Origin of the sequence: Mesorhizobium sp. CO1-1-11 (assembly GCF_020164995.1) — a bacterium.
Classification (GTDB): Bacteria; Pseudomonadota; Alphaproteobacteria; order Rhizobiales; family Rhizobiaceae; genus Mesorhizobium; species Mesorhizobium australicum.
Genome location: NZ_JAIUHE010000009.1, coordinates 203,808 through 220,965, shown reverse-complemented (window position 1 = coordinate 220,965; position 17,158 = coordinate 203,808). Strand labels below are relative to the sequence as shown.

Here is a 17,158-nt window from a genome sequence, read left to right as displayed (position 1 = left end):
CCAGCTCGAGTTGCACATAAACTTCATCTTTCGTCGGGCTGAGGCCGTCAGGCGGGTCTCACAGGTCGCTATCGTGCCTCAGAACCGGCCCATCAGCTTCCGCCCTTAGAAACTCGGTATCGTACGAAGCTGCCGCTACTTAAATGTTCTCGCAAGGTCTGAAACGATCTTTGCACAAGTTGCCACCTGAGCGATACTTGCGTTTGTGTAGAAACTTCTATCACCACTCATTGGCAAGGGACGTCTCATGTGTAATGCCAGATGCGGCTATGAGAATCACCCGAGACGTGTTGCCAGGGAGTGAATAGTTGGAAGCATTCTTGGAGAGAGTCGCAGCCGATGAAATGCGGATCATCCGATGCGCTCCTTATCCAAGCCGATGGGAGCAGTTCTCGCAGGACCATAGACTTAGCTGGCAGGTAGTCCCATTCCGCAGAGGTGGTGCCACAGCGGTTCCGGAAAAGTCAGGGTTGTACTGTTTCATCGTGGGGCACAGTTTGAGCGGTCTGCCGCAAGTCCAGTTTCCGCTCTACGCTGGAGAGACGGAAAACCTGCGAAGCCGCTACAGGCAATATTTGATTGAGATGAAGAATGAACGAGGCCGCAAGCAGATCCGAAAATTTTTGAATGTTTTCTGGGGCGAGGCCGAGTTCTGCTTCGCGCAATATGACGCAGACAAGGCGCGGTTGCGGGAGATCGAACGCGCGCTAAACGACAGTCTGATGCCTCCCTATTCGGTCCGCGATTTCAGCGCTGAAGTGAGAGCAAGCCGAAATGCATGGCAATGAATAAAAGTCTCTACTTGCCAGCCATTCAGGGTCATTTCGGCAGTTGGGTCTATTATGCCGCGCTGACGAAGCTGGCTGACCTCCAGGAGCGGGTGCGTTATGCTCGCGAAATTCACGAAAATCCCAAGCTAAGTGAAATGATCCAGCGCAGTCTAGACGATAAGACGCGCGCCCAGGACATTTCGGATTATCTGATCAAGACTCAGGATCGCTTCTTCAATTCACTTGTGGTGGGCGTCCACGGCGGCCATCCCCAATGGCACCCCTTCGATGTGGCTGTGCGCAACAACGCTCACAGCCTATCGGATATCGACGACGCAGATCGCGATGCGCTCGGCTATCTCGAGTTCAACGGTAGCGAGCACTTGTTCGCGCTCGATGGCCAACATCGGCTGGCAGGTATACGACGCGCACTCGAGAAGAACCCCGAGATCGGCGATGATCGCGTCTCGGTCTTGTTCGTAGCGCACAGGACAGACGCCAAGGGACTGCGACGATCCCGCAGCCTCTTTGTTGCCATCAACAAAAAAGCTGTCCCGGTAGCGAAGCGAGACATAATAGCGCTTGATGAGGTGGACTTGGCCGCGATCCTCACGCGGCGTTTCGTGGATGAGCAGTCACTATTTAATCGCGGGCAAATAGATATCGATCGCTTCACCCCGAGCATTCCCGCCCAGGCTCCCGCGCTGAGCTCGATCGGCCATTTCTACGATCTCATCAAACTTGTGCTGAACGATATCGGTGCAAGACAAGGGGGAGACGAATTGAAACGGGCCGCGCGCGTCCGTCTCCCCGACCGCATTATCAACCGTTATGCCAGCGACGTACTGGAGTATCTCGAGCGGCTCATTGCACTCGACACTGAGCTCGACACGGCCGTTCGCAGCAAGACATTCGGTGAATTGATACCGATTGGCCGCGCGGCACCAAAACATCGGCTGCTGTTCCGTCCCGTTGGACTGACAATAATGATGCGGCTGATCGCCTCGATGCACAAGGAGCATACGCTCGCCGCCGCCTTCAGGCTTGTCAAGAAAGTCCCGCTGGAACTGACTAAGCCACCATTTAAGGGGGTAATCTGGGACGATCGGCGCAACCGGATGATTACCGCCAATGCCACTCTCACCGTTGCCCTTCTGCAATACATGCTTGGTGAGCGAAAGGCCGATGCGAAGCTGCGCGAGCGGCTGGCCGTAGCGCAAGGTGTGACAATTGACAGCGTTCGCCTTCCTTCACGGTTCAGTTGATGCCGGAGACGAGCCCGCGCCCTGCAATCATGACAATCTCTCCACCCAGTCAGCGCCCAATACCTATTTTGCGGACCACAGAACTCGGGATCGTATTTCGCGACACAACGTCTTCCTACAAATACTTCTGGTTGCTGGCGATCATCCACGTATTGCCGGAATTTGAAGCGCCGTTGCCAACGGAAAGGCTGGTGCGAGAGATGATTGTTCGCGCTTGGGCGGCCGTGGCGCTTTTCCGACTGTCGCTTGGTAAGGTGGATCGGCTCCAGGATTGTGTCCGCTCTCTTCAGGAAAGCTCAGGTCTGCCACCGCGATCTTCGGCGCGGCGATTAAGGAGTGCGCTGGATGCATGGGCAGCGTTCCCGAAGTGGGCCGACGAACTCGCGCGTTTCGTACCAGGCCGCTTCCTGGCAAGCTGGTTTCCCCAGGCTGGTCGCGAAACTCCGTATGATCGTCGAGGCTCGCGCGACCTCATGGCGGTGTCGGATCGAGCCTTTGGCAAAGCCGACAGCGGTCCTTATCGGCTAATCGAAATGCGTGACCGTCTGTTGGTGGAGCTGGCGCCTGGCTGGCGCGATTGGCTCACGGCAAACCAAGCGCTCGTGCTCGGCTTTGCGGAGCAACAGCTGGCCCGATACCTGCAAGCCCGCAACCCAAATGTTCCTGGCGTCGTCAAGAAGCTTGAGCTGCCGCGCCGCCGCTCGCTTGCCCTGGCTCGCATCCGATGGGCACAAATTATCGACAGGGCTGGCGCTGAGGGATTGGTGGACATCTTCAGCGATGAGGCGCTCCAAGAGCGCTTCGAAGTTGACCATTTCCTGCCGTGGTCATTTGTGGTCCATGACGAATTCTGGAACCTGGCCCCCGTCAATCCAGCAACAAATCGCAGCAAGTCCGATCATCTGCCGGCACTCGACCTGTACCTCCCGCGGCTTGCCGGCCTGCACGCCGGGGTTCTTCGCCAGCCGCGTCTGCCATCTGGCTTGGCCGAAGCCTATGCCGGCTTTTTCGGCGTGAGCCCTTCGCAGCTCAGCGGCCTTACCCGAAAGTGGATTGAAGAGCGCTACAGCCAACTCGTTCGGCCTATGGCGCAGATCGCAGCAAATCAAGGGTTTCCGGCGCATTGGCACAATGTTGCAGATACGGGTGATGCACAGGATTTTGCCCGCGAGGGTGGTGGCGAGGCGAACGGCCTGATAGCGTCACGGCATTACAAGGATTATGGATAAACGTGACCAATATTGCAGCTGATTCGTTGACTTACCGGTTTGGTGGGCACCAAAGCTTCGCGCTCAGGACCGCTTGGCTGCCCAAGGCCGCGCAAGCCATTCAGGACGATGACGACGTCTTCAGTGATCCGCTTCGCGGAGTGGTGCGGCTTGGCCTCGGCAAGAACATGGTCGAATCACTGCGTGCCTGGGTAGAGGCCTACGGCATAGCCACCCGGCAGTACGGCAAATGGAGGCTCACGCCGCTGGGCGAAGCGCTGCTGGGGGCTGGCGGCTACGACCGGTTCCTTGAGGATGAGCAAACGCTTTGGCTGCTTCACTGGAACATCGCTACGCTACGCCAAAGTCCCTTCTTTGCCTGGGAATTGCTGATCAACCGTTGGAGCGAGCGGTTCTTCACCGCTTCTGAGGTCATGACCGCCTTCGGGCGTGAAGCAGAGCGCGCTCTGCGCCCGCTTTCCAGTGTCAGTGCCCGACAGCATTTCGATGTCTGGCTTCACACCTATCTGCGCGGGCGCAATGGCCGAGGCGAGGAGGGTATTGATAGTCCCTTGTCGTCGCTCGCACTGGTGGCGCGAGCTGGCGATCGCGAGACGCTGCAGGGTCGCCGCGAACCAGTCTTCGCATTCGATCTCGATCCCAAACCAACGATCAGTGACGCATTGTTTTCTTACTGTCTCCACGATTGGTGGAACAAATCCTTCGAGTTCGAGGAGACCGTTTCGCTTTCCTCGATCGCTTTTGGCCACAACGCGCCGGGTCGTGTTTTCCGCATGCCTGAAGATGAGGTGTTGGCGCGCGTGATGCGACTTGCCTCTAGCCGCGGCGCCAGGGTCGAGCTCATCGAGAGCTTCAATCAGTTCATGTTGCACCGCCCTGCATCCCCGCCTGCAACCGAGCTGCTTCGCGATCTGTTTCGCCAACAGCCTGCTGTGGAGTTGATCGATGCTTGATGCCGAGACACACACGCGGGATCATCGCTTCGCAGCCATGCTCCAGGTGCGCCCACACCATTTGCGTTCGGTGCAGATAGAGCGCGACTTCGCCGATCCCCACGCCAGCCTTTACTATGTGGTGACACCATTCATTCGCGACATCGCCAAACGAGTGGCCGATGGTTTTCGCAGCGGATCAACTGCGCGTGCCTGGCGCTTGACCGGCGACTATGGCTCAGGCAAGTCAAGCTTCGCACTGGCGCTTGCCCGGCTCGGGCTCGCGGACGAGAAGCTCTTGCCGCAAGAGCTGCGGGGATTTTGTGCGCCCCAGCGCCTCGAACCCGTGCTGGTTGTGGGCGAGCGTGAGCCGGTGGGCGAGAGCGTCTTGCGCGCGCTGCGCGCTTGTGCCGAAAGATGCTTTGCTCGCCTGCCTCGCGCGCTCGGCAGTGCGCTCAATGTAGCACCCGAGCCGCAACGCGTGGTCATGGCGCTGGACGCGTTGCGTTCGGCGCTCATAGCGCACGGCAAGGCCGCCGGTATCCTCGTGATCCTCGATGAACTCGGCAAGAATCTCGAATTTGCGGCCGCTCAGAATGAAGCCGACGACATCTATCTGCTGCAGCATCTGGCAGAGTACGCCGCGCGCAGCGGCGATCAGCCGGTGATGCTGATGGCCATCGTCCACCAGGCGATCGCCGGCTATGCCAGCAGACTGACGAGCGCGCATCGACGCGAATGGGAGAAAGTGGCCGGCCGCTACGAGGAGGTGGTGTTTTCGCCGCCCCTTGAGCAGGCCGCGACGCTGATAGCCGCTGCGCTCGACGTGGATATCAACGCCTGTCCCGGTCCGTTGGTGCGCGCAGCCGAGCGTGTGATGGCCAACGCGCTCGAGCAGAATTGGTATGGCAATGCCGTCAGCCGCTCAGCGATGGTTGAACTCGCGCCGGCGTTGCTTCCTTTGGATGCTACGGTGCTTCCTGTAATCAGTCGTGCAATGCGCCGCTTCGGACAGAACGAGCGGTCGCTGTTCAGTTTCCTATCTTCCACTGAACCCTGCGGGTTGATGGCGCATGCCCAGCATGCGATCGAAGGATTCAAGCCCTACCGGCTACAGGATTTCTTCGACTATCTGGTTGCAAATTTTGCCAGTCTGCTCGGCTCGGGCGCGCATGCCACGCGCTGGAACCAGATACGAGAGATTTTGCGGTCAGCCGACACCCGTGGAGCTGACGAGGAAGCCGTTCTCAAGACGGTGGCACTCCTCAACTTTATCGACGATCCTTCACTCCCTTCAACGCGCGAGGCCGTGCTGCTTGCCGTGGCAGGGGTGGATAAGCGCGCCAACGAGCGGGCAAAGGCGGCGATCAGCCGGCTCTCGCATGAAGCACGCATACTCTATGATCGCGGCGCTGTCGGGGCGTTGTGTCTGTGGCCGCATACCAGCGTCGATCTCGACGTGGCCTTTGCTGCAGCGCAGCGTGCGATCGGTCCGATCAACAAAACGTTCGACCATTTGAAGAGGTTGATACGCACGGACCCGATCGTGGCGCGACGCCACTATGTCGAACGCGGCGCTCTTCGGCATTTTGAACTCATCTGCGTCGACAGCGCAGTATTCGAGGCGGAGGTGCAGGCCAAGATCGAAGCTAACCCGCATGCTCCGGACGGTCGAGTGGTGTTGCTTCTTTCCTCGTCCGAGCAAGAACGTGACGATGCCTGGAGCCGTCTCGCGCATTGTAAGCTTCCCAGGACAACCCTTGTAGGTCTGCCAGGCCACACTTCGGGTCTCGACCCTCTGCTTCGTGATGTGCTTGCCTGGCGCTGGGTGCGGGATCACACGCCCGCCTTGGCTGGCGACCGTATCGCTCGCACCGAGGTTTCGCGGCAGCTGGCGCTCGCCGAGGAGCGTCTCGCCCGCACTCTTGGTGGCTTGCTCGATGTGCGTGGCAATGCCGCGTCTGCCATGCGCTGGCGCGACCACAACGGTGAGCGGCAATTCGCGTCGTCCCGCAGCTTCGTCTCGCATCTGTCCGACCTGTGCGATGCTGCCTTTGCCAAATGCCCTTGGGTCGGAAACGAGCTGATCAACAGACGGACCTTGAGCACGGCAGCTGCGCGCGCGCGCTCGCTTCTTATAGAGGCGCTCGCCACCAATGCCGATCAGCCGGGCCTCGGCCTTCCATCTGAGAACACGCCGCCCGAGCGAGCAATCTATCTGTCCGTGCTGCAAAAGGGTGGCATCCACGTCCAGCATAAGGGCCGATGGGAAATCCGGATCCCTGATGGGCATGATGATCCCCTGAATTTCGGGCCGGCGCTCAATGAAATCGCCAAAACCCTCAAGGCCGTCGACAAGCCTGTTGGGTACGAGGTTTTGGCAAATGTCCTGCGCGGCGAAGATTTCGGTATGCGCGATGGGCTCATCCCTCTGGTGATCGCGATCTATCTACGTGCGCGCTGGCATGAGACTGCGGTCTACGAAGATGGGACCTATCTTGAGCAGGTGGGCGGTCCCGAATTTACGCGCATTACCAAGGAGCCGGAGCATTTCGAATTCCAACATTGTGCAGTCGAAGGAGTACGGGCCGAGCTTTATGTTCAGCTCGGCGCAGCGCTTGAGGCTCGACTGAGCGAACGCCCGGCGCTGCTTGACATCGTTCGGCCCCTGATGACGTTTGTGGGCAAGCAGCTCCCTGACTACTCGCGCCGAACCCGCCGCCTGGCTCCTGCGACGCTTTCTGCGCGTTCAGCGCTTCTGAGCGGTCGCGACCCCAGTGCGCTTCTTTTCACCGACCTGCCCAAGGCCTTCGATCTGGAGACGATCGGTCCGCAAACGCTCCCCGGCAGCGAAACAGTGGTCCGCTACGTCAAGTCAATGGCAGGGGCGATACGCGAACTGCGCGATGCATATCCGCGTCTGCTCAATCGTCTCGCCGCGGCCCTCGGAGCAGCACTTGAGACCGACGAGGACCTTGAAAAGCTGCGCGCGCCAGTCCTTCTGCGCGGCCGCGCCCTCGTTCGCGCGCTGGTAGAGCCTGAATTGCGGGCATTTGTGCTGCGCCTCGCCGACGAGAAGCTGGACGACACTGCATGGCTTGAATCGATAGCCAGCTTCGTGGCGCGCAAACCGGCCGAACGCTGGACCGACAGTGATGAAGAGGAGTTTCACCAGCGGCTGGCCATCTTCACCCGGCGATTCCGTCAAGTGGAGACGATCCATTTCCCGGGTCAGGGCGATGACGACAGTGCCTATCGGATCGCGGTGACCTGCGCTGACGGGCGCCTTGTGGAGCGGGTATTTCGCACCACTGCCGAGCAGGAAGCGGCCATCAAGCTCGCCGAGGCCGAATTGGCGCCTCTGCTTGAGCGGACCGGGCGAATTGGGCGTATCGCAGCCGCGCGGTTGCTGCTTGCCGCAACCAGCGACGAAGATGCCGACAACGAGACTTCACAACAAGCAGGACAGACAACGTGATTGACTGGGAAGGCCCCTCAGTTCGCCATATTTTGAGCCTGTCGGGCGGTAAGGACAGCACCGCACTGGCAATCCATCTGCGAGACCGCGTCCCGAACATGGAATACATTTTCCATGATACGGACAAGGAATTGCCGGACACCGTAGCCTATATCGAGCGCCTTGAATCCTATCTCGGGCAGCGCGTCATACGCACCACGACGCGTCAGGGGTTCGATGACATCTTGCGGACAAAGGGCGGCGTGCTGCCTTCGGCGCGCCGGCGCTGGTGTACCGACTACCTGAAGCTCAAGCCTTTCGAGGCCTACATAGGTGACGAGCCTTGCATCAACTATGTTGGCATTCGTGCCGATGAGGATCGCGTGGGCTATATCAGCCACAAGCCTAATATTCGTGCTGTTTTTCCATTCCGGGACGACGGCATCGACTATGCCGGCGTAGTGCGCATCCTGACCGAATCCGGTCTGGGAATGCCGCCTTACACCGAGTGGGGCCGGACCCGCTCGGGCTGCTTCTTCTGCTTTTATCAGCAAAAGATTGAGTGGGTGCGCCTCAAGCAGCATTATCCGCAGCTGTTTGAAGAAGCCAAGGCATACGAAAAGCCCAACCGCGTCAATGGCCAAGTCTTTTATTGGACCGACGAGCCGCTGGACCAACTCGAGCGGCCCGAGCGCATGGCCGCAATAGAAGAAAACTGGCAACGTAGTCAGGAGCGCAAGCGTGCGCGACGCGGCCAGCGACCGCTCGTGGACGTGCTTGGCGGCCTGGAGACGGAACCCACTCCGCGCGAAGGCTGTATGATTTGCCAACTGTGAGCAGTATCCCACAGGGCCATGCCTCATTGGGTGAGTGTTGGATTTCGTTCCTGCGCAGCTATGGACCGGCCAACAAGACTGAGGGCATGTACGCCGAAACTGTGTCACAGCAGGCACTGGCCTACGGCGTGGCACCCCTTGCCTTCGAACATCCCGAGGCGGAGGCGCTCGCCGAGGCGATCGCGCCGGAACAAGGCGCACTCACCAACGTGGTCCTGACCGGCACTGCGGGCGATGGCAAAACGAGCCTATGCAGCGAGTTGTGGTATCGGTTGACGGGCGACAAAAGCCGAAAGGCAGGAAAGGATCGCTCCAACTACGGCAAGGTGGTGGTTGCGACCCCGCAAGGTGATCGCACGCTCCACTTCATCTTTGAGTTCAGCGGTTTCACGCCCGAACAGCACCAGCCTTGGAAGGCCGAACAGATTGATTTGCTGAACCGCTTCGCACGGTCCGTTTTCGATCCAGAACCGAGCGAGTATTTCGTGGTGGCCGGAAATGACGGCAAACTCGTCCAGGCCTTTGATTCGCTGCCGGATGGTGCCGACACACGAATGAAGCCGCTTATCGAAACATTGCTTACCCGCGACCAACGCAGCCAGGCCGGCGCGGCTTTGCTGTTCCTCAACTTAAGCCGCATGTCGACCAGGCAACTTTTGGAACGCGCGCTCGATTGCCTGCTCGCGCGCCAGGAATGGGCGTGTTTCGAGGCTGAAGCGAACGATCCGGCCTTTAGCCCTTCTTCGCCTCTCACCAGAAACTTTCGATTGCTTCATGAGCCGCGCATTCGCGAAAGGCTGCAGGCGCTTGGAGAGTTGTGTGACAGCAATGGCTTCCATGTCTCGATCCGCGAAATCCTGCTGCTCCTCGTTAATGCGTTGCTTGGCTACAAAGGAGGCGATGGGTTGGCACGCGCCGACGCGCTTCGAGAACTGGTGCGCGACGGCCGGCATCATGATGCGTGCCTCTACGACAATCTGCTCGGCGCCAATCTGACCGAGGCGCGGCGCGAACGATACGCGGTTTTTCGGTTCCTCACCGGGTTTCGTATCGGGCTTGAGACCAGCAATGCGCTGGATGCGCTTCTGGTGTTTGGCCAGAATGACACAGATCTCCAGGCCCATTACCAGCGATTGCTGGGTGACGACCTGCAATATGGGGTCAACCCCGGCTTCGAGCGACTGCGGGAAGCCTATCTTGAGGCCGAGGAGGATCGCGGCGCTGCGGATGAATTCCATGCAGGGTTGCTTGCAGAGCGCCGGCGGCTGTTTTTTCGCCTGACCGAGGCGGATCCAAGATTCGACCCTTGGCAGTTGAGTGTCTTCATGTCAGCTGGGGGGTATCGCAGCCAAATGCTCGCTCCTTTGCGCGCCGGTGGCGCGGTCGATCCGGCGCTGCTTGCGCGTCTCGTTCAAGGGCTGAACCGTGTCTGGACGGGTATGCTGGCTGGCTCGCTGGACAAGCTCTATCTGACCACCGGGCTTGATTTCACCACCGCGCGGGTCAGCGATCTCTATCTTAATGCAGTCCCTCTCGAGCCCGACTTCAACGGCTCGGGGCTAAGCTTCAGTTTCGATCGCGATCGCCATGTTCCCGTGCTGCACGTCCATCTGCGCCAAGATCACGACGCGGCACTTCCACTCACGCTTATGCGCTTCGAATTTCTAATGCGCGTAGCACAGGGCGCGCTGCCCTCAAGTTTCTCGAAAGAATGCTATGAGGACATTATCTCCTTCAAGACTCGCGTGCTTTCCGACTTTTACCGGATCAATGAGGGGCGTTCTGTACCGCTGTCGATTCTCAGTGCAAGCACAGACGGAGCTCTTGTCACACGGCAGCTTGGGATTCGGCTATGAATTTCTTGGCGCAAGGCAATAGAGCCGATGTATCGAACGCGTCAGGCGCGCCAGGACAAAGCACAGTCTGGGTGGAGGAAGCGCTATTTGGCCATCGTTTGTGGCCCCGCCAGACGCCATGGCTGCTGTTTCTGGAGTTTCTGAACGTTGCAGAAGCGTTTCATCGCATGGACGCACAAACGGCCTTTACGCCGCGCGCCCCCGATAGGCTACACCCTTACAAGATGCGCTTCCGCTTGGCTTTGCGAGCCATACTCTTCAGCAATGATGACATGGAACGGATTGCAGCAGCGTCCGATGACAGCGAAAGCCAGTGGGCCGAATGGCTCGCAACAATGCAGGGTTTGAGCGCGGGCACCGACTTCGAATACCTGCGCGACCGCTTCAGCAGCTTTCGGGACTTCGCCGAGCTCGTGGGTCTGGTGCGGCAGACCAAGCTTGAGAACGAACACAACCGCCGCAGTACCTCGCGCTTTATCTTCCCTTTTGGGGTTGACGCGCTCTTTAGCGACGCCATTCACAACGACAAAACAGGCGCGATTACTGCCGACTTCAACAATTTTGGGCGCACCGGCGAAATCCTTTACATGATGGCAAGTCGAGCCAAGCGAGGCTCCGAATTGCGCGCGTCGTTCGCGACCCTGTTCGATCCCAACCAACCCAAGAACCGGTTGATCGCGCGGCTTTCGGCGCCCAGCGATGATGAGACGAACCGTGACCAGAAAGGTGAGACTTATCTCCCCTATCTGCAACACCCCGCGTTTGACCGGCTGGCGGAGGACTGGATAGCGATCTTCGCGATAGGTCTTCCAGCGCAAGACGCTTTCGCGCATCTGGTACCGATCGGCACCCTCCATGTCGTCCTCTATCAGCTTGAAACTGCGGCGGCCCTCGCCGGTCGTCCGGTGCGCCCCGCCCTCGTATGCGAGCTTATTGCGCCAAAGCGCGAGTTCGTGCGCCAGCGTTCGATCATATCCTACCAGGACAATGACAGCCTGACCCTGCGCGCGCTCGATGCTGCAATCAACAGATTCGAAGAGGAATTGGAGTGGTTGGCGTTGCTCAGCGAGGAAGTCTCCGATCAAGAACGGGCGGATCGCGCTGCCGATTTGATCGAGGCGCGCTTTCATTATCGCGAAACGGCCGGCCGCAGCACTGCGCCACACGACCTTGTCGCCAACCTGCGCCGCGAAGTGGAAGAAAAACACGAAGTGGGCGCTGGCCGGGTCCACAGCAGCTACACCAGACAGATCGGCCTTTCTTCCTCGCGCGGAACCAATCGCATGCGCTACGCGCCCAACGACGCGTTGCTTAAGACGCTCGTTGTAACGCGCGTCGCTCAGCGCGTTGAATTCAAGCGCTTTCTCTCGGACCTCTATCAGCACTACGGTCTCGTCTTTGGTGAGGCCGAGGCACGCGCCGCGCTCGACCCGGCGGAGTTCGACGCTGCTGCTTTTGAGCGCAACCGTGCGCGGTTGGAGGCCAGGCTGGCCAGCATGGGGTTGCTACAGCGTCTCTCGGATGGCTGTGCTTATGTCGTAAACCCCTTCTCAGTGGAGCAGTGAAGTGTCCGATGGTCTGACGCTGATCGGCCGCGTGGGGCGCGACATCATCCGTTCAGGAATTAATCGCGCGCATCAGGATTTCGGCACGGCGCGCTACGTTCTGTATGGCCTTGAGCTAGCTGAAATGGCTGCCATCGTCCTTGCGATACAAGAGGACAAAGGGTTGTGCCAGCGCCTCGACATCTGCCTTCCGGCCTACGGGTTTGCCGACATCGAAGGCATAGCGCCCGAGCATCTAACGGTGATCAACACCACCGATCTGCGTCATGCAGAATGCGGCAAGGAAGCGCGGCTCCTGGCCCTACTCGACGAATCGCAGGCGCAGTCTCTTGCCCAGGTGGAACCAATTGATGCTGCGGCCCTGCTATCATCGGATCATCTCGACCTTTGGTTTGGCCATAGTGGCGCTGCTGCAGAGATTCCGGACAGCGATCGCGCGATTCAATGGCGTGCGGCAATCAGAGCATTGACGGAGCTCGACCGCGTGTCGATGCGCCAGTTTGCCGACTATCTCGTGGCGGTAGCGGCCAACCTTCGCGGCGGCAGCCCCTTGCCAGCCGCCTTGGGCGCCGCGCTGCCAAAATTGCATCTTCCTCGCTTTGACCAACTCTTCGACGATATTTCGCCGGCGCGCCGTGGCCATTATTCACAGTGGCGGACGCGGTTCCTCGCGCACTGGAAGCGCGATTGCTACATCTACAAGCGCGACCAAAGCCAGACGCCTTTTTCGACGACGAGGCTGCGCGAGAAACTCGACAGCATGTCTTCGATCTTGCCGGGCGACGTTTATGCCGTGCTCGCGGCATACGTGGATGCTCCGCCCGGGATCGGTCCTGCATCCTTTGCTCCATTCGAGCTTGACTGGCCTGACATACGACAGTTCTTCGAGGAAGCGCAGCGTGCAGATTCCAAGTCGATCGGAACCGAAACCCGCATCTTCTACAAGCTCTCGCGCGATGACCGGCTGACTCAAGCCGAGTGGCGCTATCTTGATGATCTGGCCGACGAACGCGGTCGCAATCCCAGCAAGGATGAGCGCGACGAGGAGTTTTACAGCGACCACATTGTTGAGATTCGCCAGGAACCAAGGCTTGCCGCTTTGTGGGACCGCTTCATCTTCGGCCCTGAAGTTCCATGTACGAGTCTTGTTGAGGGGCTGCTTCAATGCGTTCGCCGGCTCTACCGTCCCGGCGCCTCGGGACGACAGACCCTGATTGTCGAAGCAGTAGAGGATGAGAAGCGCGCCTTTCTTTCGCTCAATGAGGATATCTGCGCGATGTTCGCCGCGCGCTACCGCGGGCTAGAGGCAGCGCTCGAAGGTTTGGTAAGCTTCAAACGCGTCCTCGCATTTCGCCATGACAGTTTTGTCGAAGAAATTGCCAGCCGCCGACGCGGCGCACAGAGCACTGCGCGCAAGGCCAGGCAGCTTCGCTTCAAGGTACGTGTCGAGCAAGAGGGGACCAGCGGCGCATCCGTCAGATTGGTATGGGAGGGATCGCTCGACGCGGTAGGGATTGGTCTTGCGAACGATCTCGAGCGCCTGCGTGACAACAAGGCGCGCACCACGCTTGTGCGCTGTTCCGCAGGCTTTCGCCCGCGTTCCCGCGCCGCTCAGGCCGGTATCAATTTGCGCGACCTGTCCGAACTTGACCCGGCGGCGCAACGCAATCGTGGTTCGTTCGTGCCGGCGAGCTCGCGCTGTGAATCGCTTGCGTTGGATTGGGGCCGCGCGCTTGCCGACGCCCGCAAGGCCGGAGTGCTGGCGTTGGACATCGGTGACCGCCTTGCCGATGCTTTTGACACTTTTGAACGGTCCTATGAAGGCGCACTAGCGGACTGGGCTTCACTGGGTCTGCGGTCGCAATCGCTTGCGGATCAAGCACAGGCTTATGGTGCGCTGATCGATGCCGTGTGCACCCCTCTTTCCAACCATCCGATGGTGGTGGAAGCCCTTCTTCGTCCTTTGTTCGAGATAGGTGTGGCGCCGATCGAGGGCGCCACCAGCGCTCGCGCGTCAGTCATCGTCTGTCCGTGGCATCCGCTACGGCTTGAGGCGCTTAACGCTCAGCTGGCGAAATTTCGGCGCGCGCTCGAGGCACTGCTTGCCCCGCAAGCTCCAGAATTCGCTGACGGCGGTACGATGTTTTTCGAGGAGCTCTCGCGCAATCTTCGCAATCCTGCGCGCCCTGATGTCACAATGACATGGCCGAGCGCGCAGGCGATCCTCATCAGCGAGGTCGATTCGCTGCACGGCTACTCGTTGCTTGAACGACCCGTCACTCGAGCTGGTGCGGATGCGCCGAGCAACGAGAATGTGCTACCCACGGCCAGGCAGATTGCCGATCTCGCGCAGGTCTATCTCCATCTGCAGCCGCACGAACGCGACAACTTATCGATCGTGCTTTTCAACTGCGATGCTGCGGCTTTGCCTCAAGCGGTGGTGGATGCGGTCCGCAAAGACGCGGAGCGAGAAGGCGAGGAGGCGATGTGCCAGGTCATTTTGCGGCACACCGACGGCAAGCAGCTCCGCGCGCTCTACCAGCAACTCGTCCATCGCGAACTCCAACAGGACGGGCTCCATGCGAGTGAAGCGGCGCGCGATTTCATGTCGCGGCTGCGGATCTCGATCCTGGTCAACGAGCAACGGCCGTCACAGAGCAGCGATGGGCCACCGTTCGATATCGTCTTTTGCCACGATGTGATCTCGCGCCAGGCCGAGCTTGGCTGGTCTGATTTACCGCGCATTGAACGCGCTGCCGTCGACATCGACCCGGCACAGTGGTCTCGGCGCAAGGCGATCGGGCGTTTCGACCGAGACGCGATATTGCATCTCACCTGTCCCGCCCAAACCGCGGCCGGCTGGAGCTATCTTGATGCCGTAGCGGTGCTCGCCGATGCGGGGCTGGCGATCGCCGCCCGCGATCGCGGCCTTTGCCGCGTGCCCGATCGGCGCACTGTGCTGCAGTCCGATGAAACGCGCCAGGTGCTCGACGAGACCCATCGACTCGGCGCGTGGGTGGTGAATTTCGACGACCTTCTCGACCGGCGCCAGCTTCTCAACAGCGGTATCTCCGTCATTCGCTACAAGCATGCCGCGGGAAGCAATCGCTCGCTCATCATCTCTTCGAAGGCATCCGACACGCTGCTGCGCGCCACGTTGTGCAGCCGCCTGCGCGGGGTCGATGCGAATTATGATCCAGATGCTGCCGCCGCACTTGCCGGCCGGCTCATCAATGACGCGAATTCGGTATCTGGCGATATCGTCCTGCGCGCGGCGCGGCGCGGGACCAGTGCAGGTGAGTTAATCGGCGTCGTTCTCAGCAAATACCTCGTGGACAAGGAACTTGGTGATCGTGCGCGAGCATGGCTGTTCTTGGACGATTACGCGAGCTGGCTCGGACAGGTAGAGGGCCGAATGGCCGATTTGCTCTGTCTCGCCCCATTGGTGGATGCTGACGGCAACCGGTTCCTGGATGTCATCGTGACCGAGGCAAAGTTTGTCTCCACCACCAACTTGCGCGACAAGGCCGATCATAGCCAAATCCAACTGAAGGCCAGCCTACGGCGGTTCGAAAAAGCGTTGTCAGCCGAAGGCGAACCGGCCGACGCCACCATCTGGCGCGCTCGGCTGGCCGAGATGTTGCAAGATGCGCAACGCGACGGCTCCAGCCTTGATCCCAACTGGCGCACGGCCATCCGCGACGGCAAATGCACAATCCGGGTGGCAGGTTACAGCCACGTCTTCAGCCACGGGTTCGGCGACTCCGAAATCGGTTCGGCCGACCACATGGTGGGGGTGGAGGGCACGCAATCCGGCTACCAGGAGCGATTTGCGCCGGCGACGGTCCGCGAGATCGTGCGGACCTATGCCGACAACCGCGACCCCACGCCGCTTCGGCTGGAGCTTGGAGCAACCCTGCTTGCCCAGACATTGGAGCATCAGCCGCGGCGCACGCAGCCTTCATCCGACGCTCAAGTGGCTGCCCCGCAGAGTTCCACCGAACCGATGGCAAAAGTCGAAGATGGACGCACCGTGGGGGCATCCGTGGATATCCCCGTTTCAGATCCCGATCCGCGACCGGACGCAAGCGAAGGGTCCCATACTTTGCTTGGCTTCAGGGCATTGCTCGAGCATTGGGCGCAGGAGCGGCCTTCGCAAGAAACCGACACGCTATGGCTCGACGACACGGCCCAGCGATGCCGTGCGGCGCTGCTGCGTTATGGCATGTCGGCACGTCTGGAACAACAGGTTCTGACCCCCAATGCCGCACTTTTAAGGTTCCGAGGCTCGGACGATCTCACTGTTGCCAAGGTAGAGAACAAGCGCGAGGAACTCGAATCGACGCACGGCCTCGAATTGATCGGCGTGCGCGCCGAACCGGGCTTCGTGGTGGTCTCGATCAAGCGGCCGCATCGGATGACGCTTGGTGTGCCGGAGGTCTGGGCTGGTTGGAAGACCAATACGGACACCGCAAATGCAAAGCTTTTGATCGCCGTGAAGGAAGACGACGGCCTCCCGTTGTTCCTCGAGCCGGAGCCTGCGCCACACACCCTCGTGGCCGGAAGCACCGGCAGCGGCAAATCCATTCTGATCCAGAACATCATTCTGGGTATCGCTGCTACCAACCGTCCCGATCAATCGCGCATCATCCTGATCGATCCGAAGGGTGGCGTTGATTACTTCGCCTTTGAATCACTTCCCCACCTCGACGGGCCAATCATCGACCAGGAAGACGGAGCACTCACCCGCCTTGAGGCGTTGGTGATGGAGATGCAACGTCGCTATGCTCTGTTCAAGGAGGCTCGCGTCTCCAACATATCCGCCTACAACAAGACGGCGAGCGAACCCCTTCCGCTGCTGTGGCTCATTCACGACGAGTTTGCGGACTGGATGCAGCTGGACAGCTACCGCGCCGGCGTTGAAGCGGTGGTCAATCGGTTGGGCATCAAGGCACGTGCCGCGGGCATCTACTTGATCTTTGCCGCCCAGCGTCCGGACGCTAGCGTCTTCCCGATGCAGCTGCGCAGCAATCTGGGCAACCGCCTCATTTTGCGAGTGGACAGCGCCGGCACCTCGGATCTTTCCCTGGGTGTCAAGGGTGGTGGCGCCGAGCGGTTGCTGGGCAAGGGCCACATGGCTGCGATCATCGGTGGCGGGACTACCCCGATCTATGCCCAAGTACCCTTCATCGATACTGATCGTCTCGAGCAGTTGGTGGCCGCGCTGGTGCGCGGGCTAGGCTAGCGC

At 60.0% G+C, this 17,158-nt stretch carries 9 protein-coding genes; all 9 read left to right on the top strand.

Going from position 1 to position 17,158, the window contains the following annotated elements; genetic code table 11:
- Window positions 1–497: 497 nt before the first annotated feature.
- On the top strand, window positions 498–788 hold the full coding sequence (locus LB554_RS12990) for a hypothetical protein (protein ID WP_224584895.1): 291 nt from the start codon (window positions 498–500) through the stop codon (window positions 786–788).
- Complete coding sequence (locus LB554_RS12985; protein WP_224584893.1) at window positions 779–2,035, top strand: DGQHR domain-containing protein; 1,257 nt, start codon at window positions 779–781, stop codon at window positions 2,033–2,035. The genes LB554_RS12990 and LB554_RS12985 overlap by 10 nt, the downstream gene beginning before the upstream one ends.
- A 131-nt stretch (window positions 2,036–2,166) precedes the next feature.
- Window positions 2,167–3,264, top strand: coding sequence for an HNH endonuclease domain-containing protein (locus LB554_RS12980; RefSeq protein WP_224584891.1), 1,098 nt, complete (start codon window positions 2,167–2,169; stop codon window positions 3,262–3,264).
- Between the two features lie 2 nt (window positions 3,265–3,266).
- Window positions 3,267–4,217, top strand: coding sequence for a DUF4007 family protein (locus tag LB554_RS12975; protein ID WP_224584889.1), 951 nt, complete (start codon window positions 3,267–3,269; stop codon window positions 4,215–4,217).
- On the top strand, window positions 4,210–7,674 hold the full coding sequence (locus LB554_RS12970; protein WP_224584886.1) for a hypothetical protein: 3,465 nt from the start codon (window positions 4,210–4,212) through the stop codon (window positions 7,672–7,674). Before LB554_RS12975 ends, LB554_RS12970 begins: the two co-directional genes overlap by 8 nt.
- Complete coding sequence (locus LB554_RS12965; protein ID WP_224584884.1) at window positions 7,671–8,489, top strand: phosphoadenosine phosphosulfate reductase family protein; 819 nt, start codon at window positions 7,671–7,673, stop codon at window positions 8,487–8,489. Before LB554_RS12970 ends, LB554_RS12965 begins: the two co-directional genes overlap by 4 nt.
- 86 nt (window positions 8,490–8,575) lie before the next feature.
- Window positions 8,576–10,345, top strand: coding sequence for a hypothetical protein (locus tag LB554_RS12960; RefSeq protein ID WP_224584882.1), 1,770 nt, complete (start codon window positions 8,576–8,578; stop codon window positions 10,343–10,345).
- Window positions 10,342–11,910 (top strand): hypothetical protein, encoded by a 1,569-nt coding sequence (locus LB554_RS12955; RefSeq protein ID WP_224584880.1) that lies wholly within the window; start codon window positions 10,342–10,344, stop codon window positions 11,908–11,910. The genes LB554_RS12960 and LB554_RS12955 overlap by 4 nt, the downstream gene beginning before the upstream one ends.
- A gap of 1 nt (window position 11,911) precedes the next feature.
- Window positions 11,912–17,155, top strand: coding sequence for an FtsK/SpoIIIE domain-containing protein (locus LB554_RS29530; protein ID WP_224584878.1), 5,244 nt, complete (start codon window positions 11,912–11,914; stop codon window positions 17,153–17,155).
- Window positions 17,156–17,158: the final 3 nt, after the last annotated feature.

Excerpts from the sequence above, each read along its gene's own strand:
- LB554_RS12970 (WP_224584886.1), top strand. The coding sequence starts at position 4,210 with ATGCTTGATGCCGAGACACACACGCGGGATCATCGCTTCGCAGCCATG.
- LB554_RS12960 (WP_224584882.1), top strand. The coding sequence starts at position 8,576 with ATGTACGCCGAAACTGTGTCACAGCAGGCACTGGCCTACGGCGTGGCA.
- LB554_RS12985 (WP_224584893.1), top strand. The coding sequence starts at position 779 with ATGGCAATGAATAAAAGTCTCTACTTGCCAGCCATTCAGGGTCATTTC.
- LB554_RS12955 (WP_224584880.1), top strand. The coding sequence starts at position 10,342 with ATGAATTTCTTGGCGCAAGGCAATAGAGCCGATGTATCGAACGCGTCA.